This is a genomic window from Marinobacterium lutimaris (genome assembly GCF_900108065.1).
GTDB lineage: Bacteria > Pseudomonadota > Gammaproteobacteria > Pseudomonadales > Balneatricaceae > Marinobacterium_D > Marinobacterium_D lutimaris.
In genome coordinates, this window is sequence record NZ_FNVQ01000001.1 from 2,213,187 (window position 1) to 2,230,347 (window position 17,161).

At 58.1% G+C, this 17,161-nt stretch carries 16 protein-coding genes; 11 read left to right on the top strand and 5 right to left on the bottom strand.

What is annotated here, in order from left to right:
* Positions 1–13: 13 nt before the first annotated feature.
* From C4S72_RS10305 to dmpG, 3 genes are all read left to right on the top strand, one after another.
* Positions 14–1,591: an aldehyde dehydrogenase (NADP(+)) gene (locus C4S72_RS10305; RefSeq protein WP_104002914.1), complete on the top strand. Its 1,578-nt coding sequence runs from the start codon at positions 14–16 to the stop codon at positions 1,589–1,591.
* A gap of 101 nt (positions 1,592–1,692) precedes the next feature.
* A complete protein-coding gene (locus tag C4S72_RS10310) occupies positions 1,693–2,604 on the top strand; it encodes an acetaldehyde dehydrogenase (acetylating) (protein ID WP_104002915.1) in 912 nt (303 codons plus the stop codon).
* A gap of 14 nt (positions 2,605–2,618) precedes the next feature.
* Positions 2,619–3,647, top strand: a complete 1,029-nt coding sequence (gene dmpG / locus C4S72_RS10315; protein WP_104002916.1) for a 4-hydroxy-2-oxovalerate aldolase — start codon at positions 2,619–2,621, stop codon at positions 3,645–3,647.
* Positions 3,648–3,772: 125 nt separating this feature from the next.
* Here dmpG and C4S72_RS10320 read toward each other — a convergent pair whose 3' ends face one another.
* Positions 3,773–4,387 carry a LysE family translocator gene (locus tag C4S72_RS10320; protein WP_104002917.1) on the bottom strand — a complete coding sequence of 205 codons (615 nt, stop codon included), beginning with the start codon at positions 4,385–4,387 and terminating at the stop codon, positions 3,773–3,775.
* Between the two features lie 130 nt (positions 4,388–4,517).
* Here C4S72_RS10320 and C4S72_RS10325 point away from each other — a divergent pair, with 130 nt between their 5' ends.
* From C4S72_RS10325 to C4S72_RS10335, 3 genes are all read left to right on the top strand, one after another.
* Entirely contained in the window at positions 4,518–5,048 is a 531-nt protein-coding gene (locus C4S72_RS10325) for a DUF2058 domain-containing protein (protein ID WP_104002918.1), read from the top strand.
* A 79-nt stretch (positions 5,049–5,127) separates the two neighbouring features.
* Positions 5,128–5,760: a helix-turn-helix domain-containing protein gene (locus C4S72_RS10330; RefSeq protein ID WP_104002919.1), complete on the top strand. Its 633-nt coding sequence runs from the start codon at positions 5,128–5,130 to the stop codon at positions 5,758–5,760.
* Between the two features lie 74 nt (positions 5,761–5,834).
* A complete protein-coding gene (locus C4S72_RS10335; protein ID WP_104002920.1) occupies positions 5,835–6,635 on the top strand; it encodes a response regulator in 801 nt (266 codons plus the stop codon).
* 38 nt (positions 6,636–6,673) lie between these two features.
* Here the strand turns inward: C4S72_RS10335 and alr are convergent, their stop codons facing one another.
* Together alr and C4S72_RS10345 are read right to left on the bottom strand one after the other, a co-directional pair.
* Entirely contained in the window at positions 6,674–7,753 is a 1,080-nt protein-coding gene (gene alr / locus C4S72_RS10340; protein ID WP_104002921.1) for an alanine racemase, read from the bottom strand.
* A gap of 23 nt (positions 7,754–7,776) precedes the next feature.
* On the bottom strand, positions 7,777–8,166 hold the full coding sequence (locus C4S72_RS10345) for a RidA family protein (RefSeq protein ID WP_104002922.1): 390 nt from the start codon (positions 8,164–8,166) through the stop codon (positions 7,777–7,779).
* A gap of 309 nt (positions 8,167–8,475) precedes the next feature.
* On the opposite strand from C4S72_RS10345, the gene C4S72_RS10350 reads away from it, so the two are divergent.
* The 4 genes from C4S72_RS10350 to C4S72_RS10365 all read left to right on the top strand — a co-directional run bounded on the left by C4S72_RS10350 (position 8,476) and on the right by C4S72_RS10365 (position 12,285).
* Positions 8,476–8,976: an Lrp/AsnC ligand binding domain-containing protein gene (locus C4S72_RS10350; protein WP_104002923.1), complete on the top strand. Its 501-nt coding sequence runs from the start codon at positions 8,476–8,478 to the stop codon at positions 8,974–8,976.
* A 148-nt stretch (positions 8,977–9,124) separates the two neighbouring features.
* A complete protein-coding gene (locus tag C4S72_RS10355; protein ID WP_104002924.1) occupies positions 9,125–10,474 on the top strand; it encodes an alanine/glycine:cation symporter family protein in 1,350 nt (449 codons plus the stop codon).
* Between the two features lie 135 nt (positions 10,475–10,609).
* Positions 10,610–11,371 carry a TlyA family RNA methyltransferase gene (locus C4S72_RS10360; protein ID WP_104002925.1) on the top strand — a complete coding sequence of 254 codons (762 nt, stop codon included), beginning with the start codon at positions 10,610–10,612 and terminating at the stop codon, positions 11,369–11,371.
* On the top strand, positions 11,368–12,285 hold the full coding sequence (locus tag C4S72_RS10365) for an RluA family pseudouridine synthase (RefSeq protein ID WP_104002926.1): 918 nt from the start codon (positions 11,368–11,370) through the stop codon (positions 12,283–12,285). Before C4S72_RS10360 ends, C4S72_RS10365 begins: the two co-directional genes overlap by 4 nt.
* A gap of 68 nt (positions 12,286–12,353) precedes the next feature.
* Here the strand turns inward: C4S72_RS10365 and ftsZ are convergent, their stop codons facing one another.
* Positions 12,354–13,553 (bottom strand): cell division protein FtsZ, encoded by a 1,200-nt coding sequence (ftsZ, locus tag C4S72_RS10370; RefSeq protein WP_104002927.1) that lies wholly within the window; start codon positions 13,551–13,553, stop codon positions 12,354–12,356.
* Positions 13,554–13,683: 130 nt separating this feature from the next.
* Complete coding sequence (gene ftsA / locus C4S72_RS10375; protein ID WP_104002928.1) at positions 13,684–14,946, bottom strand: cell division protein FtsA; 1,263 nt, start codon at positions 14,944–14,946, stop codon at positions 13,684–13,686.
* 510 nt (positions 14,947–15,456) lie between these two features.
* Here ftsA and C4S72_RS10380 point away from each other — a divergent pair.
* Positions 15,457–17,151, top strand: coding sequence for a phosphoethanolamine transferase (locus tag C4S72_RS10380; RefSeq protein WP_104002929.1), 1,695 nt, complete (start codon positions 15,457–15,459; stop codon positions 17,149–17,151).
* Positions 17,152–17,161: the final 10 nt, after the last annotated feature.

The following is a 17,161-nucleotide window of genomic DNA, read 5'->3' on the forward strand; positions in this document are numbered from 1 at the left end:
CTAGGAGGAAACTATGCAATTCGACGGCAGACACCTGATTAACGGACAGTTTCAGGCCGAGGGTAACGAGACCTTCCAGGTTGCAAATGCAGCGACCACCGAAACACTGAACGGAGCCTTCACCCTGGCGCTGGAAAGCGACGTGAACAAGGCCTGCGAACTGGCAGCCAAGGCTTTTCCGATCTACTCGGAGCTGCGCCTTGAAGAGCGCGCAATATTCCTCGAGACCGCCGCTTCTGAAATAGATGGCATCGTCGATGATCTGGTAGCCCGCATCGGCGAAGAGACCGGCCTGCCAGAAGCTCGCGTCCGCGGTGAAACAGGCCGTACCACTGGTCAGCTTCGCCTGTTCGCCAAAGTATTGCGCCGCGGCGACTACCTTCAGGCGCGCATCGATACCGCCATGCCGGAGCGTCAGCCGCTACCGCGCCCGGATATCCGCCAATACAATCAGGCCCTGGGCCCGGTTGCCGTGTTTGGCGCCAGCAACTTCCCGATGGCGTTTTCGGTAGCCGGTGGCGATACCGCATCAGCACTTGCTGCTGGTTGCCCTGTCGTGGCCCGCGCTCACTCCGGCCACCCGGGTACCGCAGAACTGGTCGGCAAAGCGATGGTACGCGCCGTTGAAAAATGCGGACTGCCCGCCGGGGTTTTCTCCCTGATTCAGGGCAAAGGTCACCATATCGGTGGCGCGCTGGTTAAGCATCCCGCTATCAAGGCGGTAGGCTTTACCGGATCTCTCGGTGGCGGTCGTGCGCTATGCGACGCTGCAGCCAGCCGCCCTGAACCGATTCCTGTTTTCGCTGAAATGGGCAGCATCAACCCGGTATATCTGCTGCCACGCGCACTGGAAGCCAACGCAGAGAAGCTGGCAGAAGGTTTCGTTACTTCTCTGACCATGGGCACTGGGCAGTTCTGTACTAATCCGGGATTGGTGATAGCTGCAAAAGGTGAGGGCCTGAACCGCTTCAAGGCAAAAGTTGCAGAGTTGATCAGCAACGCCCCCGCCGGCGTTATGCTCAACGCCGGTACGCTAAACGGCTTCAACAAACAGCAGGATAAATACCGCAACGAGGCGGCACTGATCGGCGAAGGCCCAAGCGCTGAAAATCGCGCCCGCGCCAGCCTCTTCGGAGCCGATCTTGCCGACTGGGCGGGTAATGAAACCCTGCATGAAGAAGCCTTCGGCCCCTGTTCACTGCTGGTGGAAACCGCAACTGACGCGCAGTTTGTTGAAGCTACGCAAAAACTCGAGGGGCAGCTGACTGCAACTCTTTGGGGCGCAGATGCCGAGCTTGAATCCTATCAGCCCCTGCTGAACGAGCTTTCCCGCAAAGTGGGCCGCATTCTGGTTAACGGCTGGCCGACAGGCGTTGAAGTATGTGACTCCATGACGCATGGCGGCCCTTACCCTGCCTGCTCCGTCGCTGGTTCCACCTCCGTGGGTACCCGTGCCATCGAGCGCTTTGTGCGCCCGGTCAGCTTCCAGGATATGCCGGACACCTGCCTGCCCGCACCACTGAAAAACGCCAACCCGCTGAGCATTTCCAGGCTGGTTAACGGCGCACCGAGCACCGACCCGATCGCCTGATCGATCACCGGGCGCCGCCTGGCGCCCTCCTAACTTCTAGGGCTCTGCCACACCGATACGCTCGGTGTGCAGGTCCCGTTTTGCCTTTTTGAGGTGAACAGATGAGTAAAAAACTGAAAGCCGCGATCATCGGTCCAGGTAACATCGGAACCGATCTGCTGATGAAGATGCAGCGCTCTGAGTGGATAGAGCCAGTATGGATGGTCGGCATCGACCCGGAATCCGAAGGTCTCAAACGTGCTCGCGAGATGGACATAAAAACCACCGCCGATGGCGTGGATGGCCTGTTACCGCATGTACTTGAAGACGATATCCGGGTGGCCTTTGATGCAACCTCTGCTTATGTTCACGCCGAAAACAGCCGCAAGCTGAACGAGCTGGGCGTCATCATGGTTGACCTGACTCCGGCGGCCATCGGGCCTTTTTGTGTACCGCCCGTCAACCTGAGCGCACACGCCAAAAATCTGGAAATGAACGTCAACATGGTTACCTGCGGCGGACAGGCCACCATTCCAATGGTCGCTGCCGTGAGCCAGGTTCAGCCAGTCGAATATGGCGAGATCATCGCGACCGTATCCTCCCGCTCCGTAGGTCCAGGTACGCGCAAGAACATCGATGAATTCACCCGCACCACCGCCGGTGCCGTAGAGAATGTGGGCGGTGCCCAAAAGGGCAAGGCGATCATCATTATCAACCCTGCTGAACCGCCAGTGATGATGCGCGATACAGTGCACTGTCTCACCGTATCCGAGCCGGATCAGCAAGCGATTACCACGTCGGTTCACGCCATGGTGAAAGAGGTACAGAAATACGTGCCGGGATATCGCCTGGTCAACGGACCGATCTTTGACGGCAACCGTGTCTCCATGTTCATGGAGGTTGAAGGCCTGGGTGACTTCCTGCCCAAGTACGCAGGCAACCTCGACATCATGACAGCCGCAGGCCTGCGCACGGCCGAGATGTTTGCTGAAGAGGCCGCCAGCGGCTCCATCCAACTGCCTGCACGCGGCTAACCGGGAGAGAAAAGATGAACCTGAACGGTAAAAAGGTCACGCTTCACGATATGAGCCTGCGTGACGGTATGCACGCCAAACGCCACCAGATCTCGCTTGAGCAAATGGTGGATATCGCAACCGGGCTGGATGAGGCGGGAATGCCGCTCATCGAAGTCACCCACGGCGATGGCCTCGGCGGCTCCTCGGTGAACTACGGTTTCCCCGCTCACTCCGATGAGGCGTATCTCAACGCGGTTATCCCGAAGCTCAAAAACGCAAAAGTCTCCGCACTTCTCCTTCCCGGTATCGGAACCGTTGAACACCTGAAGATGGCGCGTGATTGCGGCGTCAACACGATTCGGGTAGCGACACACTGCACCGAAGCGGATGTCTCCGAACAGCACATCGGTCTAGCCGCAAAAATGGAAATGGATACCGTTGGCTTCCTGATGATGGCGCACATGGTCAGCGCCGAAAAGGTGCTTGAGCAAGCAAAATTGATGGTGGAGTACGGCGCTAACTGCGTTTACTGCACGGACTCCGCCGGCTACATGCTCCCCGACGAAGTCAGCACCAAAATCGGCCTACTGCGGCAAGAACTACCCACCAACGTAGAGATCGGTTTCCACGGCCATCATAACCTCGGCATGGGGATCGCCAACTCGCTGGCCGCTATCGAGGCGGGTGCCGCTCGTGTCGACGGTTCCGTTGCTGGCCTTGGTGCCGGTGCAGGCAACACACCGCTGGAAGTGTTCTGTGCCGTGCTTGACCGCATGGGCGTCGAAACCGGGATCGACCTCTACAAGATCATGGATGTAGCAGAAGACCGAGTGGTGCCGATGATGGATCAACCGATCCGGGTCGACCGTGATGCACTGACACTGGGCTACGCTGGGGTTTACTCATCGTTTCTGCTGTTTGCCCAACGCGCAGAAAAGAAATACGGCGTTCAGGCACGTGACATTCTGGTGGAACTCGGCCGTCGCGGCACCGTGGGCGGTCAGGAAGATATGATCGAAGATCTCGCGCTTACCCTGGCCAAGGATCGCGGTCTGATCTAAGCCTTTGGCTGCGCATCATCACTGGCGATGCATAGCAGTCCAGCCGCTAACTCATCTCGCGTCAGTTTGACGGGCCGCTCTCCTCAGGGACGGCCCTTTTTTTGCTCTAATGCCTGGCAGCGCCGTCAGAGGGTCACCACCCTTACCGCCAGCCCAACCAGCAACGCACCTGTGGCTCGCTCTACCAGCTTGGCGCGGCGCCTCAGGGCATTCAGCAAGCGACGGTGTGACAGCAGCAGCGCCACCAGCGTATACCAGGCACCATCTACTATGGTGGCGGTCAGTACCATCACCCATTGAGCCAGCACACTCTGCTCGGCACTGACGAACTGGGAAAACAGCGCCATAAAGAACAACGCTAGCTTGGGATTAAGCAGCGACACCAGCGCGCCGGCGCGGGCTGCGCCAAACAGGGAGTGCACAGAGCCATCAGCAACCTGCAGCGCCCCGCCCTCTCCGGCATGACGCCAGGCCTGAATACCCATATAGGCCAGGTAAGCGGCGCCGGCCCAGCTCAGGGTCAGATAAAGCGTCTGGTGTTCGGCCACCAGCAGCGCCAGACCGTGTACGGTCAAAAAGGCCCAGAGCCCAACTCCCAGCGCATGGGACAGCCCCGCCACTACGCCGTGGGCACGACTGTTGCGCACCGTTTCACGCAGCACCACCGCGAGGCTCGGCCCCGGCGACATCGCCCCCATCACACAGACCAGCAGCAGGGAGCCCCAAAGCATCAACGACATCATCTATCCTTGGAATAGCGAAATTTAGCGCCATTATCCTCCGCTACGGGAGGTGTGTCACACTGCCCGTTCAACGTTAAACCGCCTTGGGGTATAGTTCCCGCCCCATCAATTTTTTCGGAGTTTTGGCATGGCAATCTCACTCCAGGACCAGCTACTCAAAGCCGGAGTAGCCAACAAGCAACAGGCCAAGAAAGCCAAACAGGCGAAAAAGCAGCAGAAGAAAAGCAACGCCCCCGATGAAAGCGTGAAGCAGCAGGCCGAGCTGGAAGCAGCGCGCAAGGCGAAAGCTGAGAAGGATCGAGAGCTTAACCGTCAGCGACAGGAAGCCCAGGGCCAGAAAGCCGCGCTTGCCGAGGTGCGTCAGCTGATCGAGCAGCACCGCGTCGCACTGCCCAAAAATGGCGAAACCAAGTACAACTTCGTCTACGAATCCAAGATCAAGTCACTCTGGATCGATGCCAGCCTGCTCAACCAGCTGGCCCGCGGACAGCTGCGCGTAGCCGTGCTGGGTGAGGGCTTCAACCTGATCCCCCGCGAGATCGTCGAGCGTATCGAACAGCGCCTGCCTGGCACCGTTCTGCCGATGCCGGAGCAGGATAAGCCGGATGAGGACGACCCGTACGCAGACTACCAGATCCCCGACGATCTGATGTGGTGATCGCGCGCTCAAGGCAGAGTATACTTTCTGGAAACTTTGTTTCGTTTAATCGCCAGAACTTTCCTCTGTGGAGCGCTCGATGTCCGATCAGCCCCGTTTTTTACAGCTGGACAAACAAAACCTGCAGGTAGAACGAGCCGATTCCGACGCCCGCGTAGAGCCGCTGCAGCTCGGCCAGCGGGTGCGAGAGATCCGTCTCAGCCAGAACCTGACTCTGGAAGAGGCCAGCAAGCTGACCGGGCTGGCTCGCTCTACCCTGTCAAAGATCGAAAACGAACAGATCTCCCCGACCTTCAGCGCCGTGACCAAGTTGGTGAACGGCCTGGGGATCGATATGCCACAGTTGTTCACCCAGCCCAAGCGTGAACGCGGCGGCGGTGGCCGACGCGATATCACCCGCTCCGGCGAAGGCCGCCCCCATCCGACTCCTACCTACGAGCATGAACTGCTCGCCACCAACCTGACGCGCAAGAAAATGATCCCCTACCGCACCCAGGTAAGGGCCCGTGACTTCGATGCCTACGGCGAATGGGTCCGACACGATGGCGAAGAATTTCTCTACGTGCTCGACGGCGAAATCATGTTCTACACCGAGTTTTACGAGCCCATCCTGCTGCAGCAGGGAGACAGCGCATACTACGACTGTGAAATGGGGCATGCACTGGTCTCGGTTTCAGAGGAAGATGCCACGGTAATCTGGGTTACCGCCTAGGCTGAGGGGTGGCAATTAACACCCGCTGACGCTATTTTGTGTACTCACAACGCAACAGAACTGAGTGCGCAGCCATGAGCCACCTGCAACTGGATGACCTGCAGATCCTGCTGATTGAGCCGTCTGCAATGCAACGTAAACTCATCACCCAGGAGCTGGCCAAAGAACAGGTCATGGAGGTCGACGCGGTAGCCTCGATGCAGGAGGCGCTGTCACTGCTCGACCGCACCCATCCCGACCTGATTATCAGCGCTCTCTACTACGATGATGGTTCGGCCGATCAACTACTGCAGAAGATACGCGCCAGCGAAACCCTGAGCGACGTTCCGTTTATGCTGATCTCCAGCGAACGTCGCCGCGCCCAGCTGGAAGTCTTCAAGCAGTCCGGCGTTATCGCCATCCTGCCCAAGCCCTTCAACCACAGCCATCTCGCCTCCGCCCTGAACGCTACGCTGGATCTGCTGGACCAGCACGAGGTTGAGCTTGCCGAGCTGGATATCGGCAGCGTCCGCACCCTGGTGGTTGACGACAGCCGCCTGGCACGACGTCATATCATGCGTGTGCTGCAAAACCTGGGGATTCAACACCTGACCGAAGCCTGTGACGGCAAGGAAGCAATTGGGGTGCTGCAACGGGAAACGGTGGACCTGGTGGTCACCGACTACAACATGCCTGAAGTCAACGGCGCGGAGTTGACCGAGTATATCCGCCAGACACCGTTTTATGCCCACCTGCCGGTGCTAATGGTGACCTCCGAGGCGCAGGACGCGCATCTGCAGTCGATCAGTCAGTCGGGGGTGGATGCCATGGCGGACAAGCCGTTCGAGCCGGAAACGGTCAAGCAGCTGCTGTTGAAGCTGCTCAACCGTCCCTGATAACGGCAGTTAACGGCCAAGAAAGCCGTTCGCGGCAATTATTCGCTGTAGAAGCGCGGCACCCGGGAGGTCAGGCAGGTAACCAGCGTATAAGGGATGGTATCGCACCAGAGAGCCACTTCAGACACCGGCAACTGCTTGCCGAACAGCTCAACGCGATCGCCGATCTGCACTTCATCCAGGTCGGTCACATCGATGGTCATCATATCCATGGAAACACGCCCAGCCACGGCAGCGCGCTGACCGTTGATTACCACCGGGGTACCGTTTTTAGCGTGGCGCGGATAACCGTCGCCATAGCCCATGGCGATGGTCGCGATGCGGGTCGGGCGCTCACAGACAAAGGTGCCGCCGTAACCTACAGACTCACCTACGGCCACATCGCGCAGCGCGATCACCTCGGTACTCAGTGTCATCGCTACCTGCAGCCGATCCGCTACCGGGTTCGGCTCCATAAACGGCGTAGCACCGTACAGCATCATGCCGGGGCGCACCCAGCTACGATGCGCTTCGGGCCAGGCCATGACCGCAGCCGAGTTGGACAGACAGGCCGCCAGCCCCTCAACACCGGTCACCGAGGCAAAGGCCTCCAGCTGATGCCTTGTTGCAGCTTCTGCCGGCTCATCGGAACGGGCAAAGTGGGTCATCAAAATCACTTCCGACACGCAGGGCAGCGCCTGCAGACGGGAAACGACACCAGCCACTTGCGCCGGCTGGAAGCCGAGGCGATGCATGCCGGAATCTATTTTCAAAAATACAGGGAAAGGGTTGCTCAGTTCAGCCTGTTCCAGCGCCTGCAACTGATGCTCGCTGTGCACGGCCGGCCAGAAATTCTCGCTGCCCACCAGGCTCAACTCGTCCGCATCGAAGCAGCCTTCCAGCAGCATGATCGGCTTGGTAATGCCCGCTTCGCGCAGTTCAATCGCTTCTTCAATACAGGCCACGCCGAAGGCGGGCACATCCGCTTCCAGCGCTTTGGCGACCTTTACAGCGCCATGGCCATAACCGTTGGCCTTGACGATCGCTGCTGCCTGGGCCTTGGGCGCTTGCGCGCAGGCCAGGCTGTAGTTATGCCGGATCGCACTCAGATCCACATCGGCACGTACTTTACGACTCATTGATCCTCCTCCGTCGGCACCTGTTACTCGCCAGTAACCAGGATGCCCTCGATTTCTACATCTACGCCTTTCGGCAGCTGCTTAACGGCATAGGCCGCGCGTGCCGGGTACGGCTCAGTGAAATGACGGGTCATCACTTCGTTAACCGCGGCAAAATGATCCATATCGGAAAGAAGAATGGTCAGTTTGACGATATCGCCCAGGTTACCACCGGCAGCTTCAGCCACGGCGGACAGGTTCTGAAACACCTGCTCGGCCTGGGCTTCGAAAGATTCGGTAACCACTTCCATGGTCTCCGGCACCAGCGGAATCTGGCCGGAAAGATAAACGGTGTTACCAACCTTAATGGCCTGGGAGTAAGGGCCGATCGCAGCCGGGGCCTTATCGGTGGAAATAACGCTCTTGTTGGACATACTCTATCCTTTTATAAAGCTCTGATAGGGATCAAAAACGGAGGAGGATCCGAGGCGTTTATCTTCGCTCAATCGCCCTCTTCCTGTCAGCCCATATCCGTAACAGCAGAGTCAAATCACGTCACAACCGGGGCAGATGCAAGGGACCTGGTGATCTTGTAGCATTCAACTCAGGGTACTCATGCCATGAACGGCGCGGCGCAGAGCATTCATTCTAAGGGAAGAGTAAGAACATTTTTTTGTGAATTTACTAAGTACGCGCTAATATAAACTGGAATTAACCCAGGTTTCAGAGAATAAATCCAAAAAATGGCGCAAAATCAAAAAGCACGCAAGCTCGACAGGATCGATCGCAACATCCTCACCATCCTGCAACAGGAAGGACGCATCTCCTATACCGAGCTGGCTGACCGCGTGGGGCTGTCCACCACTCCCTGCATGGAAAGGGTCAAACGCCTGGAACGCGACGGCGTAATCACCGGCTATCATGCCCGCCTGAACCCGGACATGCTCGACTACAACCTGCTGGTGTTTGTTGAGATCGCCCTCTCCTACCAGTCACCTGATGCCTTCGAGAAATTCAACAGAGCGGTCGAAACCCTGCCCTATATTCTCGAGTGCCACCTGGTTTCCGGTGATGCAGACTACCTGCTGAAAGCCCGTCTGCATGATATGTCACAGTATCGTGAGCTGCTCGGCCAGATGCTGCTGACCCTGCCCGGCGTCAAGAACTCCAAGAGCTACATCGTGATGGAAGAGGTTAAAGAACACTCGACCCTTCCCACCTCCGCGGGTCTGCGGGAGGACTAATCCTCCCGCTCCACGTCAAATCCCTGCCCTGCCCATCTTGCCTTCCAGCCTTTAGACCACGAAAATGCCCGCCTTTCGAATGGCGCTCGCCTGAGCCCGCCATTTTCGTGCTATATAAAATAAACACCCACCCGCATGGAGAATATTCATGGAAGCTCTGGTATCGCTGATATCCAGCATTAACGGCGTTGTCTGGGGGCCGCTGATGCTGATCCTTATCCTGGGCGTTGGCTTTTTCCTCTCTCTCGGTCTGAAACTGATGCCTATTCTGAAAATAGGCACCGGTTTCCGACTGCTCTGGAGCGGCCGCAAGGCGTCCGCTGGTGATGAATCCCAGGGGGAGATTCCCCCGTTCCAGGCGCTGATGACCGCCCTGTCGGCTACCGTCGGCACCGGTAACATCGCTGGTGTTGCCACCGCCATCTTCCTCGGTGGCCCCGGTGCGCTGTTCTGGATGTGGATCACCGCCCTGATCGGTCTGGCCACCAAGTACTCCGAAGCGGTTCTGGCGGTTAAATACCGTGAAACAGATGAGCGCGGAAACCATGTCGGTGGCCCGATGTACTACATCCGCAACGGCCTGGGTAAAAACTGGGCCTGGATGGGTGTGGCCTTCGCCGTCTTCGGCGCCTGCGCCGGTTTCGGTATCGGTAACACCGTGCAGTCCAACTCGGTGGCTGACGTGCTGGAAGCCAACTTCAGCATCCCGACCTGGGTCAGCGGCCTGGTGATCATGGTACTCGTGGGTGCGGTTCTGCTCGGCGGTATCAAGCGTATCGGTCATGTCGCCGGTGCACTGGTGCCGTTCATGGCGATCTCCTACATCGTCGCCGGCCTGATCGTTCTGGCGATCAACGCTGCTGAACTGCCGCATGCTTTTGCACTGATCTTCAAACACGCTTTCTCTCCGGCTGCAGCCGAAGGTGGTTTCGCCGGTGCTGCTGTCTGGGCGGCTATCCGCTTTGGTGTGGCGCGTGGTGTATTCTCCAACGAGGCGGGCCTGGGTTCTGCGCCTATCGCCCACGCTGCAGCACAGACCAAAAACCCGGTGCGTCAGGGTCTGGTTGCGATGCTCGGCACCTTCATCGACACCCTGATTGTCTGCACCATCACCGGCCTGGTTATCGTCAGCTCCGGCGAGTGGACCAGCGGCGCCCAGGGCGCTTCGCTGACCAGCAACGCCTTTGCTCATGCCCTGCCGGCCTTTGGTAACTACCTGGTGGCGATCGCCCTGGCGATCTTCGCCTTTACCACCATTATCGGCTGGTCTTTCTACGGTGAGCGTTGCGTTGAGTTCCTGTTCGGCGTCAAGGCGATCGTGCCCTACCGTATCCTCTGGATCCTTGCGATCCCGGTGGGCGCCACCCTGAGCCTGGACTTCGTCTGGCTGGTAGCCGATACCCTCAACGCCATGATGGCGATCCCCAACCTGATCGCGCTGGCGCTGCTGAGCCCGGTGGTATTCAAGCTGACCCGCGAATACTTCGAAAAACACTGATCGGTTAAGCGATCCTCGCCGGGCGCCCCAACGGGGCCGCCCGGCCCATCCCGCCTTTTTCTCACCCTTGCCTCCTATTCCTCCCGCCTCGCCAAAACCGCTATACTTGCCCGCTTTCCAAGATTCGGATCGAGCATGCAACGCCTGGATATTCTGCTGGTTGAACGTGGCCTGGTGAACAGCCGCGCCCGCGCCCAACGCCTGATCAAAGAAGGCCGGGTCAAAGTAAACCTTAATCACTGGCAGGTGGCGCAAAAGCCCGGCCTGAAGCTGCCCCTAGATACCGAGATCGAGGTCGAAGAGGATGAGAGCGACCGCTACGTTTCCCGCGGTGCACTCAAGCTGATCCCCTCGCTGCAAAGCTTCGCGCCCAACCTTGACGGCCTGAGCGCCCTGGATGTGGGCCAATCCACCGGTGGCTTTACCGACTGCCTGCTGCAGCACGGTATCGGCCGTGTTGTCGGCATAGAGGTGGGGCACGATCAGTTGGCGCCAAACCTGCGGGAAGACTCCAGAGTCACCTGTATAGAGGGTTACAACGCCCGCAATCTGGATAGCGATCTGCTCAAATACAACGAGGGTAACCCCTTCGACCTGGCGGTCATGGATGTGTCATTTATCTCCCAGACACTGATTCTCGAAGGGCTAGCCAGCCTGATCAAACCCGAAGGCCTGCTGTTCAGCCTGGTCAAGCCGCAGTTTGAATTGGGACGCGAACATATAGGCAAGAACGGCCTGGTGCGTGATGAAAGCCTCTACCCCACCTTGAAAATCAGGATGGAAAAGCTGCTGAACGAACTCGGCTTTACCCTGCTCAACTATACCGACAGCCCCATCCGCGGCGGTGACGGTAACCGTGAATTCATGCTCGTAGCGCGCAAAAAGGACACCCGATGACCGGAAAACTGCACCTGGAGCTGAACATCGATCAGCAGCACAACGGCCGCAAAGCCTCCGATTATCTCGCCGAGGCCTCGGGACTGCCGAAACAGCGCATCAAAGACGCCATGACCAAGGGCGCCGTCTGGTTGCGCCGCGGGCGCAACCGCAAACGTCTGAGGAAGGCCACCGAAGCGCTCAAAAGCGGCGACAGCCTGATGCTCTTCTACGATGCCGACCTGCTCTCGCGCACTGCAGAACCGCCCGTCTGCCTGCACGATGCCAGAGGCTACTCGGTCTGGTTCAAACCGGCCGGTATTCTCTCCCAGGGCAACGATTACGGCGACCACCTGTCACTGCTGCGGCTGGCGGAACAGATCCTGGAACCCAAGCGCGCCGCATTTCCGGTCCACCGCCTGGATCGTGAAACTGCGGGCCTGGTGCTGGTGGCCCATAAAGCCGGCGTTGCAGCCCAGCTGTCGGCCCTGTTCCGTGATAACCAGGTTGATAAGACATACCTGGTGCGGGTACTCGGTAACACGCCGGAAAGCGGTACGATTGAAGCTCGACTGGATGGCAAGAATGCGCGTACGCATTACCTGCGCATGGATTACGATCCAGAGAGCGATATCGCTGAGTTGGAAGTGAAGATAGATACCGGGCGAACCCATCAGATTCGACGCCATCTGGCCGGTATAGGCCATCCAGTCATCGGGGATCCCCGTTACGGTCAGGGCAATAAGAACAAAGCAGGCCTGCAGCTCTGGGCCAAGGCGCTGGCCTTTACCTGCCCGCTGCGCCGACAGAGCGCCAGCTTTGAGCTGTCAACGGAGTTTCTTGCGAAAAACGCCCAGTATAAACCGCTAACCAGCCTGAACAGCTGCAGCGATGACGAGGCGAGCGCCCCCGGCCCAACGAAAAAACCCGCCTGATAAATGCAGAAATCAGGCGGGAAACCTGGACGGCCCTTGGGCCGCTTCAGTTAGGCTAAGGGTCGAACTCAGTCAGCCTGGCGTCGCAGGAACGCCGGGATATCCAGAAAATCCATATCATCAGTACCGGTGCGCTTCATCTCGCCCTGGTGTTCCGGTTCTGGCGCCGCCTTGGGCTTGGCTCGCTCTTCGCTCTGGCGGTTGCGCATCACGGTGGGCAGCTCCATCTGGGAGAAGTCCGTGGTGATGCTCTTGGTGGAACGGGCGTGCGTGCGGGTATCGCCATTCACGACCCGGGCCTCAGCGCCCTGAGCCTTGGCAAGGCCGGTGGCGACAACGGTCACCTTCAGCTCTTCGGTCATATCTGGATCGATGACGGTACCGACCACAATGGTGGCGTTTTCAGAGGCGTACTCTTCGACCAGATCACCGATCTCGGAGAACTCGCCCAGCCCCAGATCCATGCCGGCGGTGATGTTAACCAGGATGCCGCTGGCACCTTTGAGATCCACATCTTCCAGCAGCGGGCTGTTGATGGCGGCCAGGGTTGCTTCCTCGGCACGGCCGTCGCCACGTGCCTTACCTGTACCCATCATCGCCATGCCCATCTCGGACATCACGGTACGCACGTCGGCAAAGTCGACGTTGATCATACCCGGACGGATGATCAGGTCGGCGATCCCCTGCACAGCGCCCTTGAGAACGTCGTTGGCGGTGCTGAACGCCTGCAGCAGGCTGCAGTTTTTGCCCAGTACCGGCAGCAGTTTTTCGTTCGGGATAATAATCAGGGAGTCGACGCTCTCCTGCAGTTCGCGGATCCCCTGGTCGGCAATCTTCATCCGCTTACGGCCTTCGAACGGGAACGGACGGGTGACCACAGCGACGGTAAGAATCCCCATTTCACGTGCCACTTCGGCCACGATTGGCGCGGCACCGGTACCGGTACCACCGCCCATGCCGGCCGTGATGAACACCATATCGGCGCCGGAGAGAGCCTCGGCGATACGGTCACGATCTTCCATGGCGGCGGAGCGGCCTACCTCCGGATTGGCACCCGCTCCGAGACCCTTGGTCAGCTCTCCACCAATATGCAACACGGTGCGCGCCGCCATCTTGCTCAGCGCCTGGGCGTCGGTGTTCGCACAGATGAACTCCACCCCTTCAACTTCTGAAGTCACCATATGATCAACGGCATTACCGCCGCCACCACCGACGCCCACTACCTTGATAACCGCACTCTGCGGTACGCTATCAACCAGTTCAAACATATCTGCATCTCCTTCCAGGTTTTTCCATTCCCGATTCTGCGTCGGGTTACTGCACTATTTAAAAGGTCGCGACCAGTCGGTCTTTAACAGTCGCTGTCGATCAGCATCCACCGCTCTTATGGCGGTTTACTCAGAAGTTACCCTGCAGCCAGGCTTTCATGCGCCCGAACATACCGGGAAACTCAAATCGGCTGGAGGAATCCAGCTCTTCCGGTGTACGCGCCGCCAGCGGCGTCGTCTCCACCGAACCCACCGAACCGCGGGCATAATGTAGTAGCCCTATGGCGGTGGCATAAATCGGGTTGCGCAGCAGCTCTTCCATGCCACGCACGCCCTGCGGACGCGCCAGGCGTACCGGCATATGGAAAATCTCTTCCGCCAGTTCAACTGCGCCTTCCATTTTCGATGTGCCGCCAGTCAGCACGATGCCGCCCGCGATCAGGTCTTCAAAACCCGAGCGCCGCAGCTCTGCCTGCACCAGCTTGAACAGCTCCTCGTAACGCGGCTCCACCACCTCGGCAAGGGCCTGACGCGACAGGTCTCGCGCCGGACGGTCGCCAACGCTGGGCACCTTGATCACCTCATCGGCGCGGGTCAGCTGCGCCAGCGCACAGGCGTACTTGATCTTCAACTGCTCGGCATTGATCGTCGGCGTACGCAGGGCCATGGCGATATCGTTGGTCACCTGGTCGCCGGCAATGGGAATCACCGCCGTATGCCGAATCGCGCCGTGGGTGTAAACGGCGATATCGGTGGTACCGCCGCCGATATCCACCATGCATACGCCCAGATCCATCTCGTCATCGGTGAGCACCGCCTGGCTCGAAGCCAGCTGTTCCAGCACCACTGCGTCCACTTCCAGACCGCAGCGACGAATAGATTTTTCAATATTCTGAATCGAGTTGATCGATCCGCTGACCAGATGAACCTTGGCTTCCAGGCGCACGCCGGACATACCCAGAGGTTCACGAATCCCCTCCTGGTTATCGATCAAGTATTCCTGCGGCAGGATATGCAGGATCTTCTGATCTGCCGGAATAGCAACAGCCCGGGCCGCGTCGATCACCCGCTCCAGGTCATAATCGTTCACTTCACGGTCGCGCACAGCGACGATGCCGTGGGAGTTCATACTGCTGATATGGCTGCCGGCGATCCCCACGGTCACCGAGTGAATCTTGCAGCCGGCCATCAGCTCGGCCTCTTCCACCGCGCGCTGAATAGAAGCAACGGTGGACTCAATATTGACGACGACGCCACGCTTCAGCCCCTGAGATGGCTGGGAGCTGAAACCAACGATTTCGATATCGCCGCCCGGTGTGATCTCACCCACCAGACACACCACTTTGGATGTGCCGATATCGAGCGCCACTATCATGTTATTTGCGATCGTCATTTTTGTCCGTGTCCGGATATCTGATATTACGTTGGGAATCCGACCTTATGGATTTTCTAGCAATTTACAGGCCAGCCCGAAAAACCGGTTCCCCGATAGACTTCGAGAGCAAGTATTGCGCACCGGTGGTCAAAAAATCAACAGAGGCATATTCCACCATATCGGCAGCTTTTTGCCGTTCTAAAGGGCAAAACCGTTGTATTTCAAAAAAATAGAATTGCCGCAGGTGAAAACTTTTGCCGCTTATCAATTGGCCGGTCAAAAAACTTTCATGTCGCTTTCTAAATATAAAATCAATATTTAATTTTGAATAATAAACGAATAATCAAAACTAAATCTTGATGTTTTTCTAAATATTCAATATTTAATTTTGATTATTCAGGCTAATTTCAAAATTCATTCTTGATTTTAACCTCGGATTTAAGCGGCCTGTATGGCGCTTTCACGTTCCGCTCACACAGCTATCTCTACTCTAGGTATCACCATCGTTATCAATCTCAGGTTTCGAAGATGACCCGATTCAGGCTTTCCGCCCTGCCTGCACTAAGCCCGCTGACCTACTCAGCGCTACTGACCCTGACCCTGGCCCTGCTGTACAACGGGCCCTTGTGGCAACTTATACTCGACCAGAGCTACCCCAGCGACCTGAAACGCTGGGGTTTTACGCTCGCCTTTTTCAGCTTTATCTATGCCGTATTGCAGCTGTTTATGGGCACGCTGAGCTGGCGCCAGATAATCAAGCCGCTGGCGATCTTTCTTATTCTCAGCTCCAGCTCCATCAGCTATTTAATGCAGAGTTACGGCATCGTCATCGACAAGGGGATGGTGCAGAACCTGTTTCAGACCGATGTGGCCGAGGCAGGTGAACTGCTCAGCTCCGGGCTGATACTTCACTTTCTGCTGACCGGCCTGGCGCCCGCGCTGGTGTTCACGCTGATTCCTATTAAAAAGGTCACGCCGGTGCGGATGCTGGCGCTGCAGTCCGCCAACCTGTTCGCCTGCCTGGCACTGATCGGCCTTAATGCCGGGCTGTTGTACAAGGACTATTCATCGCTGTTCCGTAATCACCGCGAAGTGCGCAACCTGGCCGTGCCTTCCAACTTTCTCTATTACGGCGGCCGCTATCTTGCTGGCGCCTATGATCCGGAAGATCGCACGTTCGAGGTACTGGGCTCGGATGCCCGCCATATTTCCAGTCCATTGCTTCAGGTTGGTACTACACCCAAATCCGATCTGATGGTGGTGGTGGTGGGCGAAACCGCCCGCGCGGACCATTTCTCGCTCAACGGCTACAGCCGCGATACCAACCCAGAGCTGGAACAGCGCAACGTCATCAGCTTCACTCAGGTCGAGTCCTGCGGGACCGCCACGGCCGTATCCCTGCCCTGCATGTTCTCTTTCCTGGGCCGGGACAGGTTCGACGACAGCAAGGCGCTGTTCCAAAGCAATGTGCTCGACGTGATGAGCAGCGCGAAAATCGATGCGCTATGGCGCGATAACAACTCAGGTTGCAAGGGCGTTTGTGAGCGTATCCCCAGCGAAGAGCCGAAGCAGTTCGTGACCGCTGCCGACTGTAAGGGTGATGAGTGCTTCGATCAGGCGATGCTGAACAATCTGGACCAGTTCCTGGCCAGCGGTAACGGCCCGAAAATACTGCTGCTACACCAGAAAGGCAGCCACGGCCCTGCCTATTACAAGCGTGTGCCGGACAGTTTCCAGCGCTATACACCGGTGTGCGAAAGCAGCGAGCTGCAGACCTGCAGCGCAGACGACATAGTCAACGCCTATGACAACACCATTCTCTACACCGACCACTTTCTTGCCAGCGTGATCGACTACCTGAAGACCAAGCAGGCGAACTACAACACCGCCATGCTCTATATGTCTGATCACGGCGAATCCCTGGGCGAAAATAACGTCTATCTGCACGGCATGCCCTGGCTGCTGGCGCCGGACGCCCAGAAGCATGTACCGATGGTGTTCTGGTCATCCGAGGGTTTCCGCAGCAGCCGCGGTATCGACCAGACTTGTCTGCAGAACCTGAAAGACAAGGCGGTGAGCCAGGATAACCTGCCCCACTCGCTGCTGGGCCTGATGCAGGTATCCACCAGCGTCTACCAGCCGGAACTGGATCTGTTTGCCAGCTGCCGCCAGAGCGAGAGCCAGCTGGCACTGCAGCCGGTGAGCGCCGATCAGGCGGGTTAAGCGACGATCC